This is a genomic window from Mycobacterium sp. AMU20-3851, assembly GCF_043974665.1.
Classification (GTDB): domain Bacteria; phylum Actinomycetota; class Actinomycetes; order Mycobacteriales; family Mycobacteriaceae; genus Mycobacterium.
Genome location: NZ_CP146371.1, coordinates 1,497,193 through 1,516,992, shown reverse-complemented (window position 1 = coordinate 1,516,992; position 19,800 = coordinate 1,497,193). Strand labels below are relative to the sequence as shown.

Below are 19,800 nucleotides of genomic sequence, written 5' to 3'. Positions count from 1 at the left end.
GGCAGAACCAGAGACCAGACGGACCGCGGTCACCGAAGGCGGCGGCCGCACCGAGTGAGGAGATTCGTGCGTGACCGGTCGTATCGAGATCGATGACGTCGAGCCCACGCTGTCCGGAGGACGGTTCCCCGCCAAGGCGGTGGTGGGCGAGGTCGTGCCGGTAAAGGCGACGGTGTGGCGCGAGGGCCACGAGGCGGTGTCCGCAACCCTGGTGGTGCGCTATCACGGCACCTCCTACCCGCCACTGGCGCAGGACCCGCCGGGGATGGAAAGCACCCCCCGGGCCACGATCGCCGCGTCGCGCATCAAACCGCTGCTGCTGCCCATGGGCCCGGGACAGACCCCGGACGTCCTGCACGGCCAGTTCACCCCCGATCAGGTCGGGCTCTGGACCTTCCGGATCGACGGCTGGGGGGATCCATTCGCCACCTGGCGTAAGGGGGTCACCGCCAAGCTGGACGCGGGTCAGGGCGAGACCGAGCTGTCCAACGACCTACTGATCGGCGCGGAACTGCTGGAACGGGCCGCCACCGGCGTGCCGCGCCAGCAGCGTCACCCCCTGCTGGAAGCTGCGGCCGCGTTGCGCGAGCCGGGCGACCCGCTCAGCCGTGCCGGCGCCGCCCTCTCCCCGGCGATCGCCGATCTGCTGCGGCACTACCCGCTGCGTGAACTGTTGACTCGTGGTCAACAGTTCGGGGTGTGGGTGGACCGTCCGGCGGCCCGTTTCGCCTCCTGGTACGAGATGTTCCCCCGGTCCACCGGCGGTTGGGACAGCTCCGGCAAGCCTGTGCACGGGACGTTCGCGACGGCAGCCAAGGAGCTGCCTCGGATTTCCCGGATGGGTTTCGACGTGGTGTACCTGCCGCCCATCCATCCGATCGGCGAGGTCCATCGCAAGGGGCGGAACAACACCGTGACCGCCGCCCCGGGCGATGTCGGTTCGCCGTGGGCGATCGGCAGCGCCGAGGGTGGCCATGACGCGGTCCATCCCGACCTGGGCACCATCGAGGACTTCGACGATTTCGTCTCTGCCGCAGCGGATCAGGGCTTGGAGGTCGCGCTGGACCTGGCGCTGCAGTGCGCACCGGATCACCCGTGGGCCAAGGAACACCCCGAATGGTTCACCGTGTTGCCCGACGGCACCATCGCCTATGCCGAGAACCCACCGAAGAAATATCAGGACATCTATCCGCTGAACTTCGACAACGACCCGGCCGGGCTCTATGCCGAGGTACTGCGCGTGGTGCGATTCTGGATTTCCCACGGCGTCAAGACCTTCCGGGTGGACAATCCGCACACCAAGCCGCCGAACTTCTGGGCCTGGCTGATCGGCAAGGTAAAGAACGAGGACCCCGACGTGCTGTTCCTGGCCGAGGCTTTCACCCGCCCGGCCCGGTTGTACGGCCTGGCCAAACTCGGTTTCACCCAGTCGTATTCGTATTTCACCTGGCGCACCGCGAAATGGGAGCTGACCGAGTACGGCCAGCAGATCGCCGAATATGCCGACGTCGCGCGGCCGAACCTGTTCGTCAACACCCCCGACATCCTGCACGAGAGCCTGCAGCACGGCGGACCGGGAATGTTCGCCATCCGGGCGGTGCTGGCCTCGACGTTCAGTTCGGTGTGGGGGGTGTACTCCGGCTACGAACTGTTCGAACACCGTCCGGTGCGCGAGGGTAGTGAGGAGTACCTCGACTCGGAGAAGTACGAGCTGCGTCCCCGCGACTTCGATGCCGCAGTCGCCACCGGCCAGTCCCTGGAACCCTTCCTGTCCAGACTGAACGAGATCCGGCGGCTGCACCCGGCACTGCAACAGTTGCGCACCATCAAGTTCCATCATGTCGACAACGACGCGCTGCTGGCCTACAGCAAGTTCGACCCGGTGACCGGGGACTGTGTGCTGGTGGTGGTGACGCTCAACCCGTTCGGCGCCGAGGAGGGCACGCTCTGGCTGGACATGGCTGCGCTCGGCATGGAGGCCTACGATCGCTACTGGGTGCGCGACGAGGTCACCGGCGACGAATTCCATTGGGGGCAGTCCAATTATGTGCGTCTGGATCCGGCCCGCGCGGTCGCGCACATCCTCAACATGCCACTGATCCCCTACGACTCTCGACTGAACCTCTTGCGGAGGGAGTGAACGACGTTGACCCGAACCAACCCGAACACCAGCATTCATCTGCGCCCCGGCGTGAACGACCTGCACCGGCTCGCGGCGGGCGAACACCACGACCCGCACTCCATCCTGGGTGCGCACGAGTACGGCGACCACACCGTCATCCGTGCGTTACGCCCGCACGCCGAGTCGGTGACCGCACTGATCGGTGGGCAGCGTTTTCCGCTCAACCATCTGGAGGCCGGCCTGTTCGCCGGGGCGGTTCCGTTCACCGACCTCGTCGACTACCGGCTGGAGGTGCAGTATCCGGGCGCGCCGGCGTTCACCGTCGCCGACCCGTACCGGTTCCTACCCACCCTGGGCGAGATGGATCTGCACCTGTTCGCCGAGGGCCGGCACGAACGGCTGTGGGAGATCCTGGGCGCGCACCGCCGCAGCTTCACCACCCCCGACGGCGTGGTGGAGGGGTACTCCTTCGCGGTGTGGGCACCGAACGCCAAGGGCGTCAGCCTGATCGGGGAGTTCAACCACTGGGACGGCGGTGCCGCGCCGCTGCGCGTGCTGGGATCGACCGGGGTCTGGGAGTTGTTCTGGCCGGACTTCCCCGACGACGGCCTCTACAAGTTCCGTGTGCACGGGGTCGACGGTTCGGTGACCGACCGGGCCGATCCGTTCGCCTTCGCCGCCGAGATCCCGCCGGCGACGGCGTCGCGGGTCACCGACAGCAGCTACACCTGGAACGATGACGACTGGATGGCCGGCCGCGCGCTGCGTAATCCGGTGTTCGAACCGATGAGCACCTACGAGGTGCACCTGATGTCGTGGCGGCCGGGTTTGAGCTACCGCGAACTCGCCGTCGAACTCACCGAATACGTGGTGGAGCACGGCTTCACCCACGTCGAGATGCTGCCGGTGGCCGCGCACCCGTTCAGTGGCTCCTGGGGTTACCAGGTCACCTCCTACTACGCGCCCACGCCGCGGCTGGGCAGTCCCGACGACCTGCGCTACCTCATCGACACGCTGCATCAGGCCGGTATCGGCGTGATCGTCGACTGGGTGCCCGCGCACTTCCCGAAGGATGCCTGGGCGTTGGGCCGATTCGACGGAACCGCCCTCTACGAGCACTCCGATCCGCGCCGCGGTGAGCAACTCGACTGGGGCACCTACGTTTTCGACTTCGGCCGGCCCGAGGTACGCAACTTCCTGGTCGCCAATGCGCTGTACTGGCTACAGGAGTACCACGTCGACGGCCTGCGGGTCGACGCCGTGGCCTCGATGCTGTATCTGGATTATTCGCGACCCGAGGGTGGCTGGACGCCGAACGTGTACGGCGGCCGGGAGAACCTGGAGGCCGTGCAGTTCCTGCAGGAGATGAACGCCACGGTGCACAAGGTGACGCCCGGCATCGTCACGATCGCCGAGGAGTCCACCTCGTGGCCCGGTGTCACGCGCCCGACCAACCTTGGTGGCCTCGGTTTCTCGATGAAGTGGAACATGGGCTGGATGAACGACACCCTGGAGTTCATCAAGCGCGACCCGATCCACCGCAGCTATCACCACCACGAGATCACCTTCTCCATGCTCTACGCGTTCAGTGAGAACTACGTGCTGCCGATCAGCCACGACGAGGTGGTGCACGGCAAGGGCACGCTGTGGACCCGGATGCCGGGCAATGACCACAACAAGGCAGCTGGGCTGCGCGGCCTGCTGGCCTACCAGTGGGCGCACCCGGGCAAGCAGCTGCTGTTCATGGGTCAGGAGTTCGGCCAGCGCGCCGAATGGTCCGAGGAGCGGGGCCTCGACTGGTACCAGCTGTCCGAGCAGAGCTTTTCCACCGGTATCGCCCGGCTGGTCACCGACATCAATGCGCTCTACCGCAGCCGGCGCGCGCTGTGGTCACGCGACACCGTGCCCGAGGGATACTCCTGGATCGACGCCAACGACTCGGCCAACAATGTGCTGAGCTTCCTGCGGTTCGGCGATGACGGCACCGCACTGGCGTGCGTGTTCAACTTCTCCGGCGCCGAACACGCCCAGTACCGCCTGGGCCTGCCGCAGGCCGGCACCTGGCGCGAGGTGCTCAACACCGACGCCACCATCTACAACGGGTCCGGGCTCGGCAACCTGGGCGCGGTGGAGGCCACCCCCGAACCCTGGCACGGACGCCCGGCCTCCGCGGTCATGGCGCTGCCGCCGCTGGCCGCGCTCTGGTTCGAACTCGACCGGTAACCTTTTCCCGCGAGCTAGTACAGGGCGTTGGCGAGCTTGCGACGCGCCGCCAGCACCTCCGGGTCGGCAGCATCGAACAGCTCGAAGAGCTCGATCAGCCGGGTGCGTGCGGCGGTGCGCTCGTCACCGGCCGTGCGTTTGATCAACGCGATCAACCGGTCGAAGGCACCCTCGATGTTCTGCTGCAGGATCTCCACGTCGGCGGCGGCGAACGCTGCCTCGGTGTCCTCGGGGGCGGCGTCGGCCAGCGCCGGCGCGTCGGCCGGGTGTGTCGTGGCACGCTGCAGGAAGGTGATTTGCCGGATGGCGCCCGCGGCCTCGGCGTCGTTCGGCTTGGCGGCCAGGATCTCCTGGTAGGCGGTCAGCGCGGCGTCGAAGTCGCCGTTGTCCAGATGCGCCCGAGCCTGTTCCAACGCGGGGTCGACCTGCTCGGCCTGCTCCGGGACACCGCTGAGCTTGCCGGCGGTCGCACTGATCAGGGAGTCGATCCACTGCCGCAGCTGATCTGCCGGCTGCGGGCCCTGGAAGCTCGAGATCGGCTGGCCACCGGCCAGCGCGACCACGGTGGGTACCGCCTGCACCCCGAACATCTGCGCCACCCGCGGGGTGGTGTCGACGTTGACCATCGCCAACGACCACGTGCCGCCGTCCTCCTGCGCGAGAGCGCCGAGGCTGTCGGCGAGCTGCACGCTGGCGTCGCTGCGCGGGGTCCACAGCAGCACCACCACCGGGATTTCACCGGAACGGATCAGGACCTCGGCTTCGAGGTTCGCCTCGGTGACCTGCACCGCACCCGTCACCTCGGACGGTGCGGCGGCTCCGGGCGGAGGCGGCGGCGGCTGCTTGAGAGCGGACAGATCGAATGCGCCGGCCAGGGCCGGCCCGATGGAGGGGCGTGGACGCGTCACGCCACCAAGTTTGGCATGTCTTCGCCGCGGTTGGCAGCGACGGTGCGTGCATCGATCCGGCCGGTCCGGTCGGCCCAGATGACGAAGATCACACTTCCCAGCGGCACGATGCTGCCCAGCAACGCACCCGCCCACGTCAGCAGGCTCCACTTGCGGGCGATGCCGACCAGCAGAGCGGCGACCAGGAAAGCCATGAAGATGCCGCCGTGCAGGGGCCCGAAGATCTTGACGCCGATCTCGGTGGTCCCGGCCAGGTGCTTGAAGTACATGCCGACCAGCAGCCCCACCCAGCTGAACGCTTCCGCGATCGCGATCAACCGGAACCAGCCCGCCACGCTGCGGACGTCATAGTTGTTAGCCATGGACGCCATTGTGCCGCAGCGGGCGGCCAGCTACTACATTGCGTCGTTGTTCAAACTGAGCGCATTCTCAGCGGTCAGGGGCGGCGCAGGATGAGCGCGTCGCCCTGTCCGCCGGCACCGCACAGGGCCGCGACGGCGTAGCCGGAGCCCTTGCGGGCCAGCTCCAGGGCCGCGTGCAGGGTGATCCGCGCGCCCGACGTGCCGATCGGGTGCCCGATGGCGATGGCGCCACCGTTGACGTTGACCTTGGCCGGATCGACGCCGAGCTCCTTGGTCGAGGCCAGCGACACCGCGGCGAACGCCTCGTTGATCTCGATGACATCGAGGTCGTCGACGGTGATGCCCTCGCGCTCGATGGCCTTCTTGATGGCGTTGGCCGGCTGGCTCTGCAGCGTCGAGTCCGGACCGGCGACCACACCGTGCGCGCCGATCTCGGCGAGCCAGCTCAGTCCCAGCTCCTCGGCCTTGGCCTTGCTCATCACCACGACAGCGGCCGCGCCGTCGGAGATCTGCGACGCCGACCCGGCGGTGATGGTGCCGTCCTTGCGGAAGGCCGGCTTCAGGCCGCCGAGCGACTCCGCGGTGGTGTTGGCGCGGATGCCCTCGTCCTCGTTGAACTCGATCGGGTCACCCTTGCGCTGCGGGATCGAGACCGGCACGACCTCGTCGGTGAACACCCCGTCCTTCCAGGCCGCCGCGGCCTTTTGGTGCGACTGGGCGGCCAGTTCGTCCTGCTCCGCGCGGGTGAACTGGTCGACGTCGTTGCGCTGCTCGGTCAGCGCGCCCATGGGCTGGTCGGTGAACACGTCGTGCAGGCCGTCGTAGGCCAGGTGGTCGACCAGGGTCGCGTCGCCGTATTTGTAGCCTTCGCGGCTCTTGGGCAGCAGGTGCGGGGCCTGGCTCATCGACTCCTGGCCACCGGCCACCACGACCTCGAACTCGCCGGCGCGGATCAGCTGGTCGGCCAGCGCGATGGCGTCGATCCCGGACAGGCACATCTTGTTGATGCTCAACGAGGGCACGTCCCAGGGCACACCGCCGGCGACGGCGGCCTGGCGGGCGGGCATCTGCCCGGCGCCGGCGGTCAGCACCTGGCCCATGATCACGTAGTCGACGAGAGACGCGGGAACGTTGGCCTTCTCGAGCGCCGCCTTGATGGCGATCCCGCCGAGGTCACTGGCCGAGAAGTCCTTCAGCGAGCCCATCAGCTTGCCGACCGGGGTGCGCGCTCCGGCCACGATCACCGATGTCGTCATGTCCAACCTCCAAATCGAGTAGCCAGTCCGAGGAGCCGCGGTGTGGCAGATCCCACAGGCATAAAAAGTTCGGTATCAGGTTACCTTTACCGTATGACCACCGAGCACGTCGATGCCCGTCCGGCGCTGTCCAGCGCGCTGGTGACCGCGATCGATCATGTCGGCATCGCGGTGCCCGATCTCGATGCCGCGGCGAAGTGGTACCACGACCACCTCGGCATGATCGTGCTGCACGAAGAGATCAACGAGGAGCAGGGCGTCCGTGAGGCGATGCTCTCGGTGCGCGGCGCGGCCAAGGGCAGCGTGCAGGTCCAGCTGCTGGCTCCGCTGAACGAGAACTCGACGATCGCCAAGTTCATCGACCGCAGCGGTCCGGGTCTGCAGCAGCTGGCGTACCGCACCAGTGACATCGACGCCCTGTCCGAGAAGCTGCGGGCCGACGGCGTCCGCCTGCTCTACGACGCCCCGCGTCGCGGTACCGCGGACTCGCGGATCAACTTCATCCACCCCAAGGACGCCGGCGGCGTGCTGGTCGAACTCGTCGAGCCGAACCCGGACGCACAGCACTGACGCCGAGCTAGGACCATCGCCGGGTGGGCGCCCGGTTCGCACGGTTGTTCCAGCACGCCGTGTGCCAATGCCTGCGGTCCTCGATATCACCGTGATCCACCGGCAGCACCACCACATGGGGTGTGCCCGGACGGATCTCGTGGTCACAACCGGGGCACCGGTAGGCCTTGGTCGCCCGCGCCGCCGAGACCGTCTTGACCTCGTAGTCGTAGCCGTCCGGTCCTGCTTCCACCCGCCGCTGGCTGAGCCACTGCGGCAGCGGGGTCGCGGCCCGACGGTCGGGCCGCCTGCGGGCCACTAGAACGACCGGCCCATCAGAACAGCCGGAATTCAGCGTTGTCCATGCCCCGCATCTTGTCGTAATCCAGGATCACACAACGGATTCCGCGATCGGTGGCCAGAGTGCGCGCCTGCGGCTTGATCTGCTGCGCGGCGAAGACACCGCTGACCGGTGCGAGCAGGGTGTCCCGGTTCAGCAGATCCAGGTACCGGGTCAGCTGCTCCACACCGTCGATCTCGCCGCGACGCTTGATCTCCACCGCGACCGATCGGCCGGTCTCATCGCGGCACATCAAATCGACGGGACCGATCGCGGTCATGTACTCCCGGCGGACCAGGGTGAACCCGGCGCCCAGCAGTTCGACGTGCTCGGCGAGCAGCTCCTGCAGGTGTGCCTCCACGCCGTCCTTGACCAGACCGGGGTCCACACCGAGCTCATGGCTGGAGTCGTGCTCGATGTCCTCGACGGTGATGCGCAGCTGCTCCCCGGCCTTGTTCTCCACCACCCACACCGGCGCCGCCTCGTCGGCGAGCTCCTCGGTCGTCCAACAGGGCGGGGTCATCCAGTTCAGCGGCTTGTAAGCACGGTCGTCGGCGTGCACGCTCACCGATCCATCCGCCTTGAACAGCAGCAGGCGACGGGCGGACGGGAGGTGTGCCGTGAGCCGGCCGACGTAGTCGACGGTGCACTGGGCGATGACGAGACGCACGCAACCACCTTAGATTGCGGCCGCCGGTTCACTAGGCTGACGCCACGATGACGGACACGAAGAGCGCGGCCCAACGTCTCGGCCGGGTCCTGGAACGGATGACGAGACAGACCGGTCGCGTCGGCGGGACCCCCGAGTACGGATCGTGGATCCTCGGGCGCGTCTCGGAGAGCCAGCAGCATCGACGCATTCGTATCCAGCTGATCCTCACCACGGTGGTGCTCGGCGCCAACCTGATCGGTGTCGTGGTCGCCGGCCTCGTCGTGACCGTCACCTTCCCGGTGCCCAGCGTGTTCGACCCCCAGGTTCGCTGGATCACCTTCGCGGTGGCTCCGGCCTATGTCGTGCTGGCCTTCGTGGTGGGCGTCATCTGGGCGACCAACCGGGTGATCAACAACGTCCGGTGGGCCATCGCAGAGCGCGAGCCGTCACAGACCGACCAGCTCAACACCTTCTTCGCACCCTGGCGGCTGAGCCGGGTCCTGCTCGCGCTGTGGGGCGGCGGCGCCGTGGTGCTGACCCTGCTCTACGGACTGCAGGACACCGACTACATCCCAAAGGTACTGCTGGGCATCAGCTTTCCCGGCATCGTGGTCTCGGCGAGCAGTTACCTGTTCACCGAGTTCGCGCTGCGTCCGGTTGCGGCGCAGGCGCTGGAGGTCGGTTCGCCGCCGCGCCGGTTCGCCCCGGGCATCATGGGACGCACCCTGACGGTGTGGGCACTCGGGTCCGGTGTGCCCGTGCTCGGCATCCTGCTGGCCGCCGTGATCACGCTCTCCATGCAGATCGTGTCCCCCACCCAATTCGCGGTGGCGGTGATGATCCTGGCGCTCTTCGCACTCGCCTTCGGCTTCATCCTGATGTGGATCCTGGCCTGGCTGACCGCCACCCCGGTACGGGGGGTACGCGCGGCGCTCAACCGGGTCGAGCAGGGCGACCTCGACACCAACCTGGTGGTCTTCGACGGCACCGAACTGGGCCAGCTGCAACGCGGTTTCAACTCCATGGTCGCCGGCTTACGAGAACGCGAACGGGTGCGCGACCTGTTCGGCCGGCACGTCGGCCGCGAGGTGGCGGCACTGGCCGAACAGCAGCGACCACAACTGGGCGGCGAGGAGTTGCACGCCGCGGTCATCTTCATCGACATCATCGGCTCCACGAAACTGGTCGCCAGCATGCCCGCCCGCGACATCGTCGACCTGCTCAACCGGTTCTTCGCCGTCGTCGTCGACGAAGTGGACCGGCACCACGGCCTGGTCAACAAGTTCGAGGGTGACGCCGTGCTGGCGGTCTTCGGTGCCCCGGTAGCCCTGGACAACGCCGAGGACGAGGCGCTCGCGGCCGCCCGCGCGATGGCGACGCGACTGCGCATCGAGGTGCCCGAGGTCGACGCCGGAATCGGCGTCGCGGCCGGCCAGGTGGTGGCCGGAAACGTCGGCGCCAAGGAACGCTTCGAATACACCGTGATCGGGGAACCGGTCAATGAAGCGGCCCGACTGTGCGATCACGCGAAGTCCGTCCCGGGTCATCTGGTGGCATCCTCGGACACCCTGGCGAATGCAAGCGAATCCGAAAGCGTCCATTGGTCGTTGGGTGGCGAGGTGATCCTGCGCGGCCTCGATCAGCCGACCCGGTTGGCACTACCGGTCTGAGGGTCCCTCACCGATGAGCGCGGTGGCGGCATCCACTGCGTCCTGCACGGTGCTGAAGCGGAAGTCCTCGAACTCGGAGCCCTCGCCGATCACCATCCGGTCCGGGTCGACGATGAGTCCGACCTTTCCACGGTCGCGCAGCGCCGCGCTCATCCCGGACAGCAGCCCCTTGGCTGCCTCGTCGATGTCGTCGGCCCGCGTGACGTCCAGGATGCCCACCGTGAAGTCGTCGCAATTGCGGTCGACCGTGCGTACCACCTGCTCGGCCCCGCAGAACAACAGGTCACCGTGCGTCTCGTAGACCCGGATAGTGTCGCGCGGCTCGTAGATCGCCCGCAGGGTGGCCCGTGAATCGCGGGACACCGTCAAAAAATGCAAGCCGAGTTCCTCGGAAAGCTTGCGGCACAACAATACCGACCGGACACTGTTTCCCCGGGCATCCAACAGCGGCGAGTAGGTGCCGATCCCGAGTTGACCGGGCAGCACCGCCAAGATCCCGCCGCCGACACCACTCTTGGCCGGCATACCGACCGCGCTGACCCAATCCCCCGCCGCGTCGTACATGCCGCAGGTCACCATCACCGACAGCGTGCGGCGCACCACGGCGGCGTCGGTGACCCGGCGTCCGGTCAGCGGGTTCATCCCGCTCCGGGCCAGGGTGGCCGCCATCCGGGCCAGGTCCGCCGCGGTCACCTTCAGTGAGCATTGCCGGAAGTACACGTCCAGCACGTCATCGGGATCGTCATCCAGCACACCGAAACTGGCGAGCATGTAGGCGATCGCACGGTTGCGGTCCCCGGTGGCCTTCTCCGACGCATACACCTCGGGGTCGATGTGTAGCCGGCGGCCCGCGAAGGCCGAGTAGTAATCCTGGATCAGCGCGAAGCGTTCATCCGGCGAGGAGCCCGGCACCAGCGACACCGCGGCGATGGCACCGGCATTGATCATCGGATTCTTCGGACGCTTGGTCGCCTTGTCCACACTGATCTCGTTGAACGCCTCACCGGAGGGCTCCACCCCGATCTTCGCATCGACCGCCGCGTAGCCCGCACCGTCCAGTGCGAGCGCGTAGGTGAACGGCTTCGATATCGACTGGATGGTGAATTCGGTTGCCGCGTCGCCGGACTCGTAGATGAACCCGTCCGACGAGGACAGCGCGACACCGAAGCCGCCGGGGTCGACACGGGTCAACTCCGGGATGTAGTCGGCCAACTCCCCGTCGTCGACATCGGCGAACTCGGCACGTACCTGGTCGAGGTAACGCTGTACCTGATGGGACACACCAAGATTCTAGGCAGCCCCGCGCTAGGCCTGCGGGTACGGCGCGAACCGTTGGTCGAACCCCGCCTTGCGGACCGCGATCTGGGCCGCCCGCTCGGCCGCCGTCACATAGCGGGTGCCGGGCGGCAGTACCGAATCCAACTCGCTGCGCCGGACCACCGTCGCGCTCACCGTCGGCAGGTGCTCCACATTCGGATCGATGTCCTGGAAGCGGATCGAGATGGTGCCCTGATTCAGGCCGCCGGTGGACACCCAGTTGGCCACGCCGGGATCGCTGGGCGAGACGACGATCGTGTACGTGCTACCGGCGGGGTCGTCGGGCACCGCCTGGACGTTGTTGAGGCTGGTCTGCTCGTTCCAGTAGTCCTTGGTGATGGTCCAGTCATCGGTGACCGGGACGATGAAGTAGCCCGCACCGGCACGGTCGATGGTGATGACCAGAGCTTCGTCGTCGGCGAGCTGGAAGTACCCCGCGCTCTGCAATTGGGTGGCAAGGAATTCCGCGTTGCGGGTCGGGTTCTTCAGGACGTTGGGTTCGATGCGCTGCCCGGTGGTCGGATCCGTGGTGGCGACCGCCATGTACTGCGCTTCGCGCTGGATGCCCAGCGCCATGATGACCGCGGTGACCGCCCCGCGGAGCACCGGCGGCACGAAGGGCAGCGGAGGCACCACCGACACCAGTGCCGTGAGCAGCTTGCTGCGCACCACTGCCGGGCCGATCCCGGGGATGGCGAACCCGCCCAGCTGACTGAACAGACTGTTCGGCGGGCCGCCCACCCGGCTGATCTCCAGACTCATGGGATGCTGGTTCGTCCAGTCCGACAAGGTGTTCCGGGTCGCGATCAACGTGGTGTCGGCGGTCAACTGCAGGTGGTTCTGCCGGCCGTTGGCCGGCTTGGAGTCCGCGGTGATGGTGAAGGTGCCATCGGCGTTGATGACCAATTTGTCCTTGGTCAGTACCGCCGCGGTGTTGCCGGTCAGACCGGTCAGCACGCTGAACGTGGTGTCGGCGGGCAGATTCTCCAGATCATCGAATCGGCCGGTGATCACGTACGACGAGGCCCCGTTCACTCCCATGAAGCGGTAGATGGTGTCGGGATTGTCGTAGAGGATGCGCGACGCCCCGACGGACTGGCCGTACCAGGCGTGCGGCGGGGCGACCTGCATGACCACCGTGGGTTTGGCCGAGTTCAGCAGTTGCTGCTGGAAAGCCGATGCCATCGCATAGGCGTCGACCGCCGCATCGAGGCGATCGACGTTCTCCTGGTCCGGGCCGTTGACGCGGTCGAACTGCTGCTGCGCGGCGCGCAGGAATCCGCCCCGCAGCACCATTTTCACCAGCTTGACCGGCAGTGAGTTGACGATGCGCTGCGCGAGTTTCTCCGCTCGCAGCTGGTCCGGGGTGCCCAACGGGCTGACCGGCACCGCGGCGGCGCTCGTCGTCTGCGGGTCGGCCACGGATTCCACGGTTTTCGCGGTGTCGTGGCCGACTTCCCGCCGCGCGGCCGCCAGCGCCGTCAGCGCGGCCGGGCTGTCGGCCGGTGCCGGCGGATCGTCCGATGAGCGGTGGACGTCGTCGGCGATGGCCGAGGCCTGTTTCGGTTCGGCGTCCGGTTCGGCATTCGCACGCACGGCGGGCCGGCGCTGCACCCGCGCGGAGCGTTCCGGGACACCTGCGGTCCGCACCGTCAGTGACGTCCGGTCTGCCTTCTGCCGTTGCGGTGGCGCCTTTTTCGTGTCGCGGGCATCACGACCGGTGTCCGTGCCGGTGGACTCCCCCGCGTCCGAGCCGCTCGATGCGCTGGATGCGGATCCCGGATCACCGGTGTCGGCGGAGGCGGTGCCCGAGGCGATGGTGGCCCCGACACCGAGCGCCACCGCAAGCGCACCGACCCGCCCGATGACTGCCGCACTGCGCATCATGTAGCCGCCTTCTTGCCGGAACCCGATCTTCGTTATAGCAGCGCCCCGGTACTGCAGCAGCCGATCGGACCGATTCGCCGGGGGCGGCCGACGGCTCAGGTCGCCGAGGCGCGGCGCCGCCGCACCCGGGACCGGACGAAGAAGCCGACTCCGACGAGGACGGCGGCGAGCACCACGTACTGCAGCGTGCTCGTGTACGGGTCGATGCGGTGCCAGTTCGCGCCCAGCAGGTACCCGGCAAGGATGAATGCCGAGTTCCAGATCAGGCTGCCGGCCAGGGTCAGGCCCGTGAAGATCGCAAAGTTCATCCGCTCGATTCCGGCCGGAATGGATATGAAGCTGCGGAACAGCGGCAGCATTCGCCCGAAGAACACGGCCTTGTGGCCGTGCCGCTCGAACCAGGCCTTGGTTTTGTCGAAGTCCGTGCCGTCCATCAGCGGCATCCTGGAGACGATGTGCCGGATGCGATCGTGGCCGAGCCAGGCACCGAGGGCGTAGAGCATCCAGGCACCGAGGACCGAGCCCGCCGTCGTCCAGATGATCGCGCCCACCAGCGACAGTTCACCGAGTCGTGCGGCGAATCCGGCCATCGGCAGGATGACTTCGCTCGGCACGGGCGGGAACAGATTCTCGATCAGGATGGCCAGGCCCGCGCCCAGGCCGCCGAGGCGCTCCATGAGCTCGACGGCCCAACCGGCCGGACCGTCGAGCTGGTAGACCTCGTCAGGGCTGGTCATGCGGCGGTCACTCCTGGTTCGTCGGGGGAAGCCTGTCATCGGCGCGGCGCGCCACTCTCCATCCCTGTACCCCCGCAGGCACCCCACGCGAAACCCCACCGGCCACATCGATGTCGGTTTTCCGCCAGTGATGTCTGACGGCGGGTGTAAGGGTGAAGGCATGTACGACGATTTCGACCGCTGTTACCGCGCCGTCCAATCCAAGGACGCCCGGTTCGACGGATGGTTCGTCACCGCCGTGCTCACCACGGGTATCTACTGCCGTCCCAGTTGCCCGGTGCGCCCGCCGCTGGCCCAGAACCTGCGCTTCTATCCGACCGCCGCCGCGGCCCAGAAGGCGGGTTTCCGGGCCTGTAAACGGTGCCGGCCGGACGCGTCCCCCGGCTCGCCGGAGTGGAACGTCCGAGGCGACGTGGTGGCCCGGGCGATGCGGCTGATCGCCGACGGGACCGTCGACCGCTGCGGTGTCACCGGGCTCGCCGCCCAGCTGGGGTACACCACCCGGCAGCTGGAACGCCTGCTGCAGGCCGAGGTGGGGGCCAACCCGCTGGCGCTGGCCCGCGCCCAGCGAACCCAGACCGCTCGGGTGCTCATCGAGACGACCGATCTGCCGTTCAGCGATGTGGCGTTCGCGGCCGGGTTCAGCAGCATCCGGCAGTTCAACGACACCGTGCGGTCCGTCTGTGCGCTCACGCCGACGGCCCTGCGCCAACGCGCCCGCGCCCGCGGCCGGGACGACGCCGCCGGCCCGGATGCGCTGTCCCTGCGACTGCCGGTGCGCACCCCGTTCGCCTACGAAGGGGTGTTCGGCCATCTGGCCGCGAGCGCAGTGCCCGGGGTGGAGGAGGTCCGCGACGGGGCCTACCGGCGCACGTTGCGGCTCCCGTCCGGTTCCGGCGTAGTGGCGCTGACGCCGTACCCCGACCATGTGCGATGCCGGTTGGTCATCGATGACTTCCGGGACCTTGCCGCGGCGATCGCCCGCTGCCGCCGCCTGCTGGACCTCGACGCCGACCCCACCGCGATCATCGACGCCCTGAGCCCGGACGCGCAGCTGGGCGCCCTGGTGGCCAAGGCGCCGGGGCAGCGCATCCCCCGCACGGTCGATGAACCGGAACTGGCGGTGCGGGTCGTGCTCGGTCAGCAGGTCTCCGTCAAAGCGGCCCGCACCCACGCGGGCCGGATCGCCGAGGCGTACGGGACGCCCTTCACCGATCCCGGGGGCGAGCTGACCCGCATCTTCCCGTCGGTGGAGCAATTGGCCGCTCTCGATCCCGGCACCCTCGCCATGCCCGCGACGCGACGCCGAACGCTGACAACCCTGATCGGCGCGCTGGCCGACGGCGACGTCGACCTCAGTGCCGGCGCCGACTGGAACCGGGCCAGGACGCAGCTGGCCGCATTGCCGGGCATCGGTCCGTGGACCACGGAACTGATCGCCATGCGGGGCCTCGGCGATCCGGACGCCTTCCCGGTGACGGACTTGGGGGTTCGCATCGCGGCAGAGGCCGTGGGGCTGCCCGCCACAGCGGACAGCCTGATGGCGCACAGCTCGCGCTGGCGCCCGTGGCGGGCGTATGTGACCCAGCATCTGTGGACCGCGCTCGACCATGCAGTCAACGAGTGGCCTCCGCGGTCGCTCCGAGAGGAGAGATGATGGCAGACATGCAATTCCGGGTGATGGACAGTCCCGTCGGGGTCCTGACGTTGGCCGGCGCCGACGGTCGCCTGCAACATCTGCGGATGGAGGATCAGACCTATGAGCCGAGCCGGACCGGCTGGGAGCCCGACGACACGGCATTCCCGGACGCCGTGGAACAGTTGACCGCCTACTTCGACGGATCGCTGACCGGATTCGATCTGGATCTGCAGCTGGGCGGGACACAGTTCCAGCGCCGTGTCTGGGAGGCGCTGCTGACGATCCCGTACGGCCAGAAGCGAACATACGGGGAGATCGCGCAGCAGGTGGACGCGCCCACGGCGTTCCGCGCCGTCGGTCTTGCGAATGGCCATAATCCGATCGGCATCATCGTGCCGTGCCACCGAGTTATCGGCGCAAATGGCAGTTTGACCGGATATGGCGGCGGGCTGGACCGCAAGAGAAAGCTTCTGGATATGGAGAAGAGCGCTTCAGAATTGGCGCTCTTCGATTAGCGAAAATAAATAGCCGAATGGTCTTTGGCCATTATTTTCGGCGCTGAATGCACAAATGCCGCGGCCCTCCAAACTGGGTTTGGAGGGCCGCGGGCTTAATGTGTGTTCGGCGGTGTCCTACTTTTCCACCCTGTTGGGTAGTATCATCGGCGCTGGTAGGCTTAGCTTCCGGGTTCGGGATGGGACCGGGCGTTTCCCTGCCGCTATGGCCGCCGTAACTTTATTCACCCTTTTCTGGGCGCCCCCACGCGTGTGGTGGGGGAAGTGTGTTTTGGTGGTGGAGTGTGTCAACCGTTGTGGGTTGATACGTGTTCCGTTTGTGGTGTGGTTGCGGGCGTTGTTTGATTGCGTCTTTTTTTCTTACACGGTGTTTATCTGCTACCCACGGATGGTGGGTGTGTGTAAGTTTTCGGCCGGTTAGTGCCAGTTCCCTAAACCTATTGCTAGGTGTACAGGTCTGGTCTATCGATCCCATGGTCTGTGGGGGGCCTTATCCCTCTAAAAGGGTGAGAAGCCTGGTCTTGGAGAAGGTTTCCCGCTTAGATGCTTTCAGCGGTTATCCTGTCCGAACGTGGCTATCCAGCCGTGCCCCTGGTGGGACAACTGGTGGACCAGAGGTTCGTCCGTCCCGGTCCTCTCGTACTAGGGACAGGTTTCCTCAAGCTTCTGACGCGCGCGGCGGATAGAGACCGAACTGTCTCACGACGTTCTAAACCCAGCTCGCGTGCCGCTTTAATGGGCGAACAGCCCAACCCTTGGGACCTGCTCCAGCCCCAGGATGCGACGAGCCGACATCGAGGTGCCAAACCATCCCGTCGATATGGACTCTTGGGGAAGATCAGCCTGTTATCCCCGGGGTACCTTTTATCCGTTGAGCGACACCCCTTCCACTCAGAGGTGCCGGATCACTAGTCCCGACTTTCGTCCCTGCTCGACATGTACGTCTCGCAGTCAAGCTCCCTTGTGCACTTACACTCAACACCTGATTGCCGTCCAGGTTGAGGGAACCTTTGGGCGCCTCCGTTACATTTTAGGAGGCAACCGCCCCAGTTAAACTACCCACCAGGCACTGTCCCTGAACCGGATATACGGTTCGAAGTTAGAGGCCCAATACGATCAGAGTGGTATTTCAACAATGACTCCACACACACTGGCGTGCATGCTTCACAGTCTCCCACCTATCCTACACAAACCGTATCGAGCACCAATACCAAGTTGTAGTGAAGGTCCCGGGGTCTTTTCGTCCTGCCGCGCGTAACGAGCATCTTTACTCGTAGTGCAATTTCGCCGAGTCTATGGTTGAGACAGTTGAGAAGTCGTTACGCCATTCGTGCAGGTCGGAACTTACCCGACAAGGAATTTCGCTACCTTAGGATGGTTATAGTTACCACCGCCGTTTACTGGGGCTTAAATTCTCCGCTTCACCCCGAAGGATTAACGGGTCCTCTTAACCTTCCAGCACCGGGCAGGCGTCAGTCCGTATACATCGTCTTGCGACTTCGCACGGACCTGTGTTTTTAGTAAACAGTCGCTTCTCACTGGTTTGTGCCACCCCCCACCGCTGCCGGCTGCAAGAGCCATGACAGTAGGAGGTCCCCCTTCTCCCGAAGTTACGGGGGCATTTTGCCGAGTTCCTTAACCATAGTTAACTCGTACGCCTTAGTATTCTCTACCTGACCACCTGTGTTGGTTTGGGGTACGGGCCGTGTGTGAACTCGCTAGAGGCTTTTCTCGGCAGCATAGGATCACCGAATTCGCCTCAATCGGCTATGCATCACCTCTCAGGATATGTGAGATCCGGATTTGCCTAGATCTCTCCCTACAGGCTTACCCCGGTATTACCACTGACCGGTACGGCTACCTTCCTGCGTCACCCCATCGCTTGACTACTACCAGAGAAGGTCCCGCGCAGCCGGCGACTTTCCGCTCCCGAAGGATTGGATAGGCCACCATTTGGGCGGTTAGTACCTCTGATTCATCATGGGCGCGCACACACGGGTACGGGAATATCAACCCGTTGTCCATCGACTACGCCTGTCGGCCTCGCCTTAGGTCCCGACTCACCCTGGGCGGACTGGCCTGCCCCAGGAACCCTTGGTCTTTCGGCGGGCAAGGTTCTCACTTGCCTTATCGCTACTCATGCCTGCATTCTCACTCCCACACCCTCCACAACTGGATCACTCCGCTGCTTCACTGGATGCAGGACGCTCCCCTACCCATCGATTACTCGATGCCGCGGCTTCGGCGGTGTGCTTGAGCCCCGCTACATTATCGGCGCACAATCACTTGACCAGTGAGCTATTACGCACTCTTTCAAGGGTGGCTGCTTCTAAGCCAACCTCCTGGTTGTCTTCGCGACTGCACATCCTTTTCCACTTAGCACACGCTTAGGGGCCTTAGCCGGCGATCTGGGCTGTTTCCCTCTCGACGCACGGAGCTTATCCCCCGCCGTCTCACTGCCACGCTTTCACTTACCGGCATTCGGAGTTTGGCTGACGTCAGTAACCTTGTGAGGCCCATCGGCCATCCAGTAGCTCTACCTCCGGTAAGAAACACGCAACGCTGCACCTAAATGCATTTCGGGGAGAACCAGCTATCACGGAGTTTGATTGGCCTTTCACCCCTACCCACAACTCATCCCCTCAGTCTTCAACCTAAGTGGGTTCGGTCCTCCACAACATCTTACTGCTGCTTCAACCTGGCCATGGGTAGATCACTCCGCTTCGGGTCCAGAACACACCACTACACCAACCCCTCTGGATTGGATACGCCCTATTCAGACTCGCTTTCGCTGCGGCTACCCCACACGGGTTAACCTCGCGACATGTCCCTGACTCGCAGGCTCATTCTTCAAAAGGCACGCCATCACCCCACGCAAGCGAGGGCTCTGACGGATTGTAGGCACACGGTTTCAGGTACTATTTCACTCCCCTCCCGGGGTACTTTTCACCATTCCCTCACGGTACTAATCCGCTATCGGTCATTGGGAAGTATTCAGGCTTACCGGGTGGTCCCGGCAGATTCACAGCAGATTTCACGGGCCCGCTGCTACTCGGGGACAGCCTCACAACAGAGTTCATGTTTTCACGTACCGGGCTCTCACCGTCTACGGCAGGCCATCCCAAGACCACTTCCGCTAACACAAACTTTTCTCACTGTTGCCCCAGTCGGCGGACTGGAGAAGAAACGCCCCACAACCCCGCACACACAACCCCCGCCGGGTATCACATGCATACGGTTTAGCCATCCTCCGCTTTCGCTCGCCACTACTCACGGAATCACTGTTGTTTTCTCTTCCTACGGGTACTGAGATGTTTCACTTCCCCGCGTTCCCTCCCGACGGCTATATATTCACCGGCGGGTAACACGACATCACTCGTGCTGGGTTTCCCCATTCGGACATCCTCGGATCAACGCTCGGTTGGCAGCTCCCCGAGGCTTATCGCAGCCTCCTACGTCCTTCATCGGCTCCCAATGCCAAGGCATCCACCATGCGCCCTTAAACACTTACAACACAGATAAAACCAAATAGAAGAAAAAAATTGCACATCAAACACACACAACAAAAACCCAGGCTCCCGAAGAAACCCAGACTCTTCTTGCGTGCTAGATGCTCGCAACCA

The 19,800-nt window shown here is 65.5% G+C and carries 14 protein-coding genes and 2 rRNA genes; 6 read left to right on the top strand and 10 right to left on the bottom strand.

Annotated elements, in window-relative coordinates:
* Nucleotides 1-70 precede the first annotated feature (70 nt).
* Nucleotides 71-2,140, top strand: coding sequence for an alpha-1,4-glucan--maltose-1-phosphate maltosyltransferase (locus V4U86_RS07390; protein WP_395310614.1), 2,070 nt, complete (start codon nt 71-73; stop codon nt 2,138-2,140).
* A 6-nt stretch (nt 2,141-2,146) separates the two neighbouring features.
* Nucleotides 2,147-4,345, top strand: a complete 2,199-nt coding sequence (glgB, locus tag V4U86_RS07385; RefSeq protein ID WP_395310613.1) for a 1,4-alpha-glucan branching protein GlgB — start codon at nt 2,147-2,149, stop codon at nt 4,343-4,345.
* A 14-nt stretch (nt 4,346-4,359) separates the two neighbouring features.
* On the opposite strand, the gene V4U86_RS07380 is transcribed toward glgB, so the two are convergent.
* The 3 genes from V4U86_RS07380 to V4U86_RS07370 form a co-directional block, all read right to left on the bottom strand.
* Complete coding sequence (locus V4U86_RS07380) at nt 4,360-5,253, bottom strand: tetratricopeptide repeat protein (protein WP_395310612.1); 894 nt, start codon at nt 5,251-5,253, stop codon at nt 4,360-4,362.
* Nucleotides 5,250-5,624 carry a DUF3817 domain-containing protein gene (locus V4U86_RS07375; protein ID WP_395310611.1) on the bottom strand — a complete coding sequence of 125 codons (375 nt, stop codon included), beginning with the start codon at nt 5,622-5,624 and terminating at the stop codon, nt 5,250-5,252. Before V4U86_RS07375 ends, V4U86_RS07380 begins: the two co-directional genes overlap by 4 nt.
* Nucleotides 5,625-5,689: 65 nt before the next feature.
* Nucleotides 5,690-6,871 carry an acetyl-CoA C-acetyltransferase gene (locus V4U86_RS07370; RefSeq protein ID WP_395310610.1) on the bottom strand — a complete coding sequence of 394 codons (1,182 nt, stop codon included), beginning with the start codon at nt 6,869-6,871 and terminating at the stop codon, nt 5,690-5,692.
* A gap of 93 nt (nt 6,872-6,964) precedes the next feature.
* Between V4U86_RS07370 and mce the strand changes: the two genes are divergently transcribed.
* A complete protein-coding gene (mce, locus tag V4U86_RS07365) occupies nt 6,965-7,441 on the top strand; it encodes a methylmalonyl-CoA epimerase (protein WP_395310609.1) in 477 nt (158 codons plus the stop codon).
* Nucleotides 7,442-7,448: 7 nt separating this feature from the next.
* Here the strand turns inward: mce and V4U86_RS07360 are convergent, their stop codons facing one another.
* Both V4U86_RS07360 and nucS read right to left on the bottom strand, forming a co-directional pair.
* Nucleotides 7,449-7,739: a hypothetical protein gene (locus V4U86_RS07360; protein WP_395310608.1), complete on the bottom strand. Its 291-nt coding sequence runs from the start codon at nt 7,737-7,739 to the stop codon at nt 7,449-7,451.
* Between the two features lie 16 nt (nt 7,740-7,755).
* The gene (gene nucS, locus V4U86_RS07355) at nt 7,756-8,430 is read right to left on the bottom strand and encodes an endonuclease NucS (protein ID WP_395310607.1); all 675 of its coding nucleotides are present in this window, start codon (nt 8,428-8,430) and stop codon (nt 7,756-7,758) included.
* 47 nt (nt 8,431-8,477) lie between these two features.
* On the opposite strand from nucS, the gene V4U86_RS07350 reads away from it, so the two are divergent.
* Entirely contained in the window at nt 8,478-10,082 is a 1,605-nt protein-coding gene (locus V4U86_RS07350) for an adenylate/guanylate cyclase domain-containing protein (protein ID WP_395310606.1), read from the top strand.
* On the opposite strand, the gene glsA is transcribed toward V4U86_RS07350, so the two are convergent.
* From glsA to V4U86_RS07335, 3 genes are all read right to left on the bottom strand, one after another.
* The gene (gene glsA, locus V4U86_RS07345; protein WP_395310605.1) at nt 10,071-11,363 is read right to left on the bottom strand and encodes a glutaminase A; all 1,293 of its coding nucleotides are present in this window, start codon (nt 11,361-11,363) and stop codon (nt 10,071-10,073) included. The genes V4U86_RS07350 and glsA overlap by 12 nt on opposite strands.
* Nucleotides 11,364-11,387: 24 nt before the next feature.
* Nucleotides 11,388-13,283: a hypothetical protein gene (locus V4U86_RS07340; protein WP_395310604.1), complete on the bottom strand. Its 1,896-nt coding sequence runs from the start codon at nt 13,281-13,283 to the stop codon at nt 11,388-11,390.
* 98 nt (nt 13,284-13,381) lie between these two features.
* Nucleotides 13,382-14,023, bottom strand: coding sequence for a DedA family protein (locus tag V4U86_RS07335; RefSeq protein WP_395310603.1), 642 nt, complete (start codon nt 14,021-14,023; stop codon nt 13,382-13,384).
* A 160-nt stretch (nt 14,024-14,183) separates the two neighbouring features.
* On the opposite strand from V4U86_RS07335, the gene V4U86_RS07330 reads away from it, so the two are divergent.
* Nucleotides 14,184-15,680: an AlkA N-terminal domain-containing protein gene (locus V4U86_RS07330; RefSeq protein WP_395310602.1), complete on the top strand. Its 1,497-nt coding sequence runs from the start codon at nt 14,184-14,186 to the stop codon at nt 15,678-15,680.
* Nucleotides 15,680-16,177, top strand: coding sequence for a methylated-DNA--[protein]-cysteine S-methyltransferase (locus V4U86_RS07325; RefSeq protein WP_395310601.1), 498 nt, complete (start codon nt 15,680-15,682; stop codon nt 16,175-16,177). The genes V4U86_RS07330 and V4U86_RS07325 overlap by 1 nt, the downstream gene beginning before the upstream one ends.
* 104 nt (nt 16,178-16,281) lie before the next feature.
* Here V4U86_RS07325 and rrf read toward each other — a convergent pair.
* Nucleotides 16,282-16,394: ribosomal RNA gene (gene rrf, locus V4U86_RS07320) — 5S ribosomal RNA — on the bottom strand.
* A gap of 180 nt (nt 16,395-16,574) precedes the next feature.
* Nucleotides 16,575-19,690: ribosomal RNA gene (locus V4U86_RS07315) — 23S ribosomal RNA — on the bottom strand.
* Nucleotides 19,691-19,800 lie beyond the last annotated feature (110 nt).

Excerpts from the sequence above, each read along its gene's own strand:
- V4U86_RS07375 (WP_395310611.1), bottom strand. The coding sequence starts at position 5,624 with ATGGCGTCCATGGCTAACAACTATGACGTCCGCAGCGTGGCGGGCTGG.
- V4U86_RS07370 (WP_395310610.1), bottom strand. The coding sequence starts at position 6,871 with ATGACGACATCGGTGATCGTGGCCGGAGCGCGCACCCCGGTCGGCAAG.
- mce (WP_395310609.1), top strand. The coding sequence starts at position 6,965 with ATGACCACCGAGCACGTCGATGCCCGTCCGGCGCTGTCCAGCGCGCTG.
- V4U86_RS07350 (WP_395310606.1), top strand. The coding sequence starts at position 8,478 with ATGACGGACACGAAGAGCGCGGCCCAACGTCTCGGCCGGGTCCTGGAA.
- V4U86_RS07340 (WP_395310604.1), bottom strand. The coding sequence starts at position 13,283 with ATGCGCAGTGCGGCAGTCATCGGGCGGGTCGGTGCGCTTGCGGTGGCG.
- V4U86_RS07335 (WP_395310603.1), bottom strand. The coding sequence starts at position 14,023 with ATGACCAGCCCTGACGAGGTCTACCAGCTCGACGGTCCGGCCGGTTGG.
- V4U86_RS07330 (WP_395310602.1), top strand. The coding sequence starts at position 14,184 with ATGTACGACGATTTCGACCGCTGTTACCGCGCCGTCCAATCCAAGGAC.
- V4U86_RS07325 (WP_395310601.1), top strand. The coding sequence starts at position 15,680 with ATGGCAGACATGCAATTCCGGGTGATGGACAGTCCCGTCGGGGTCCTG.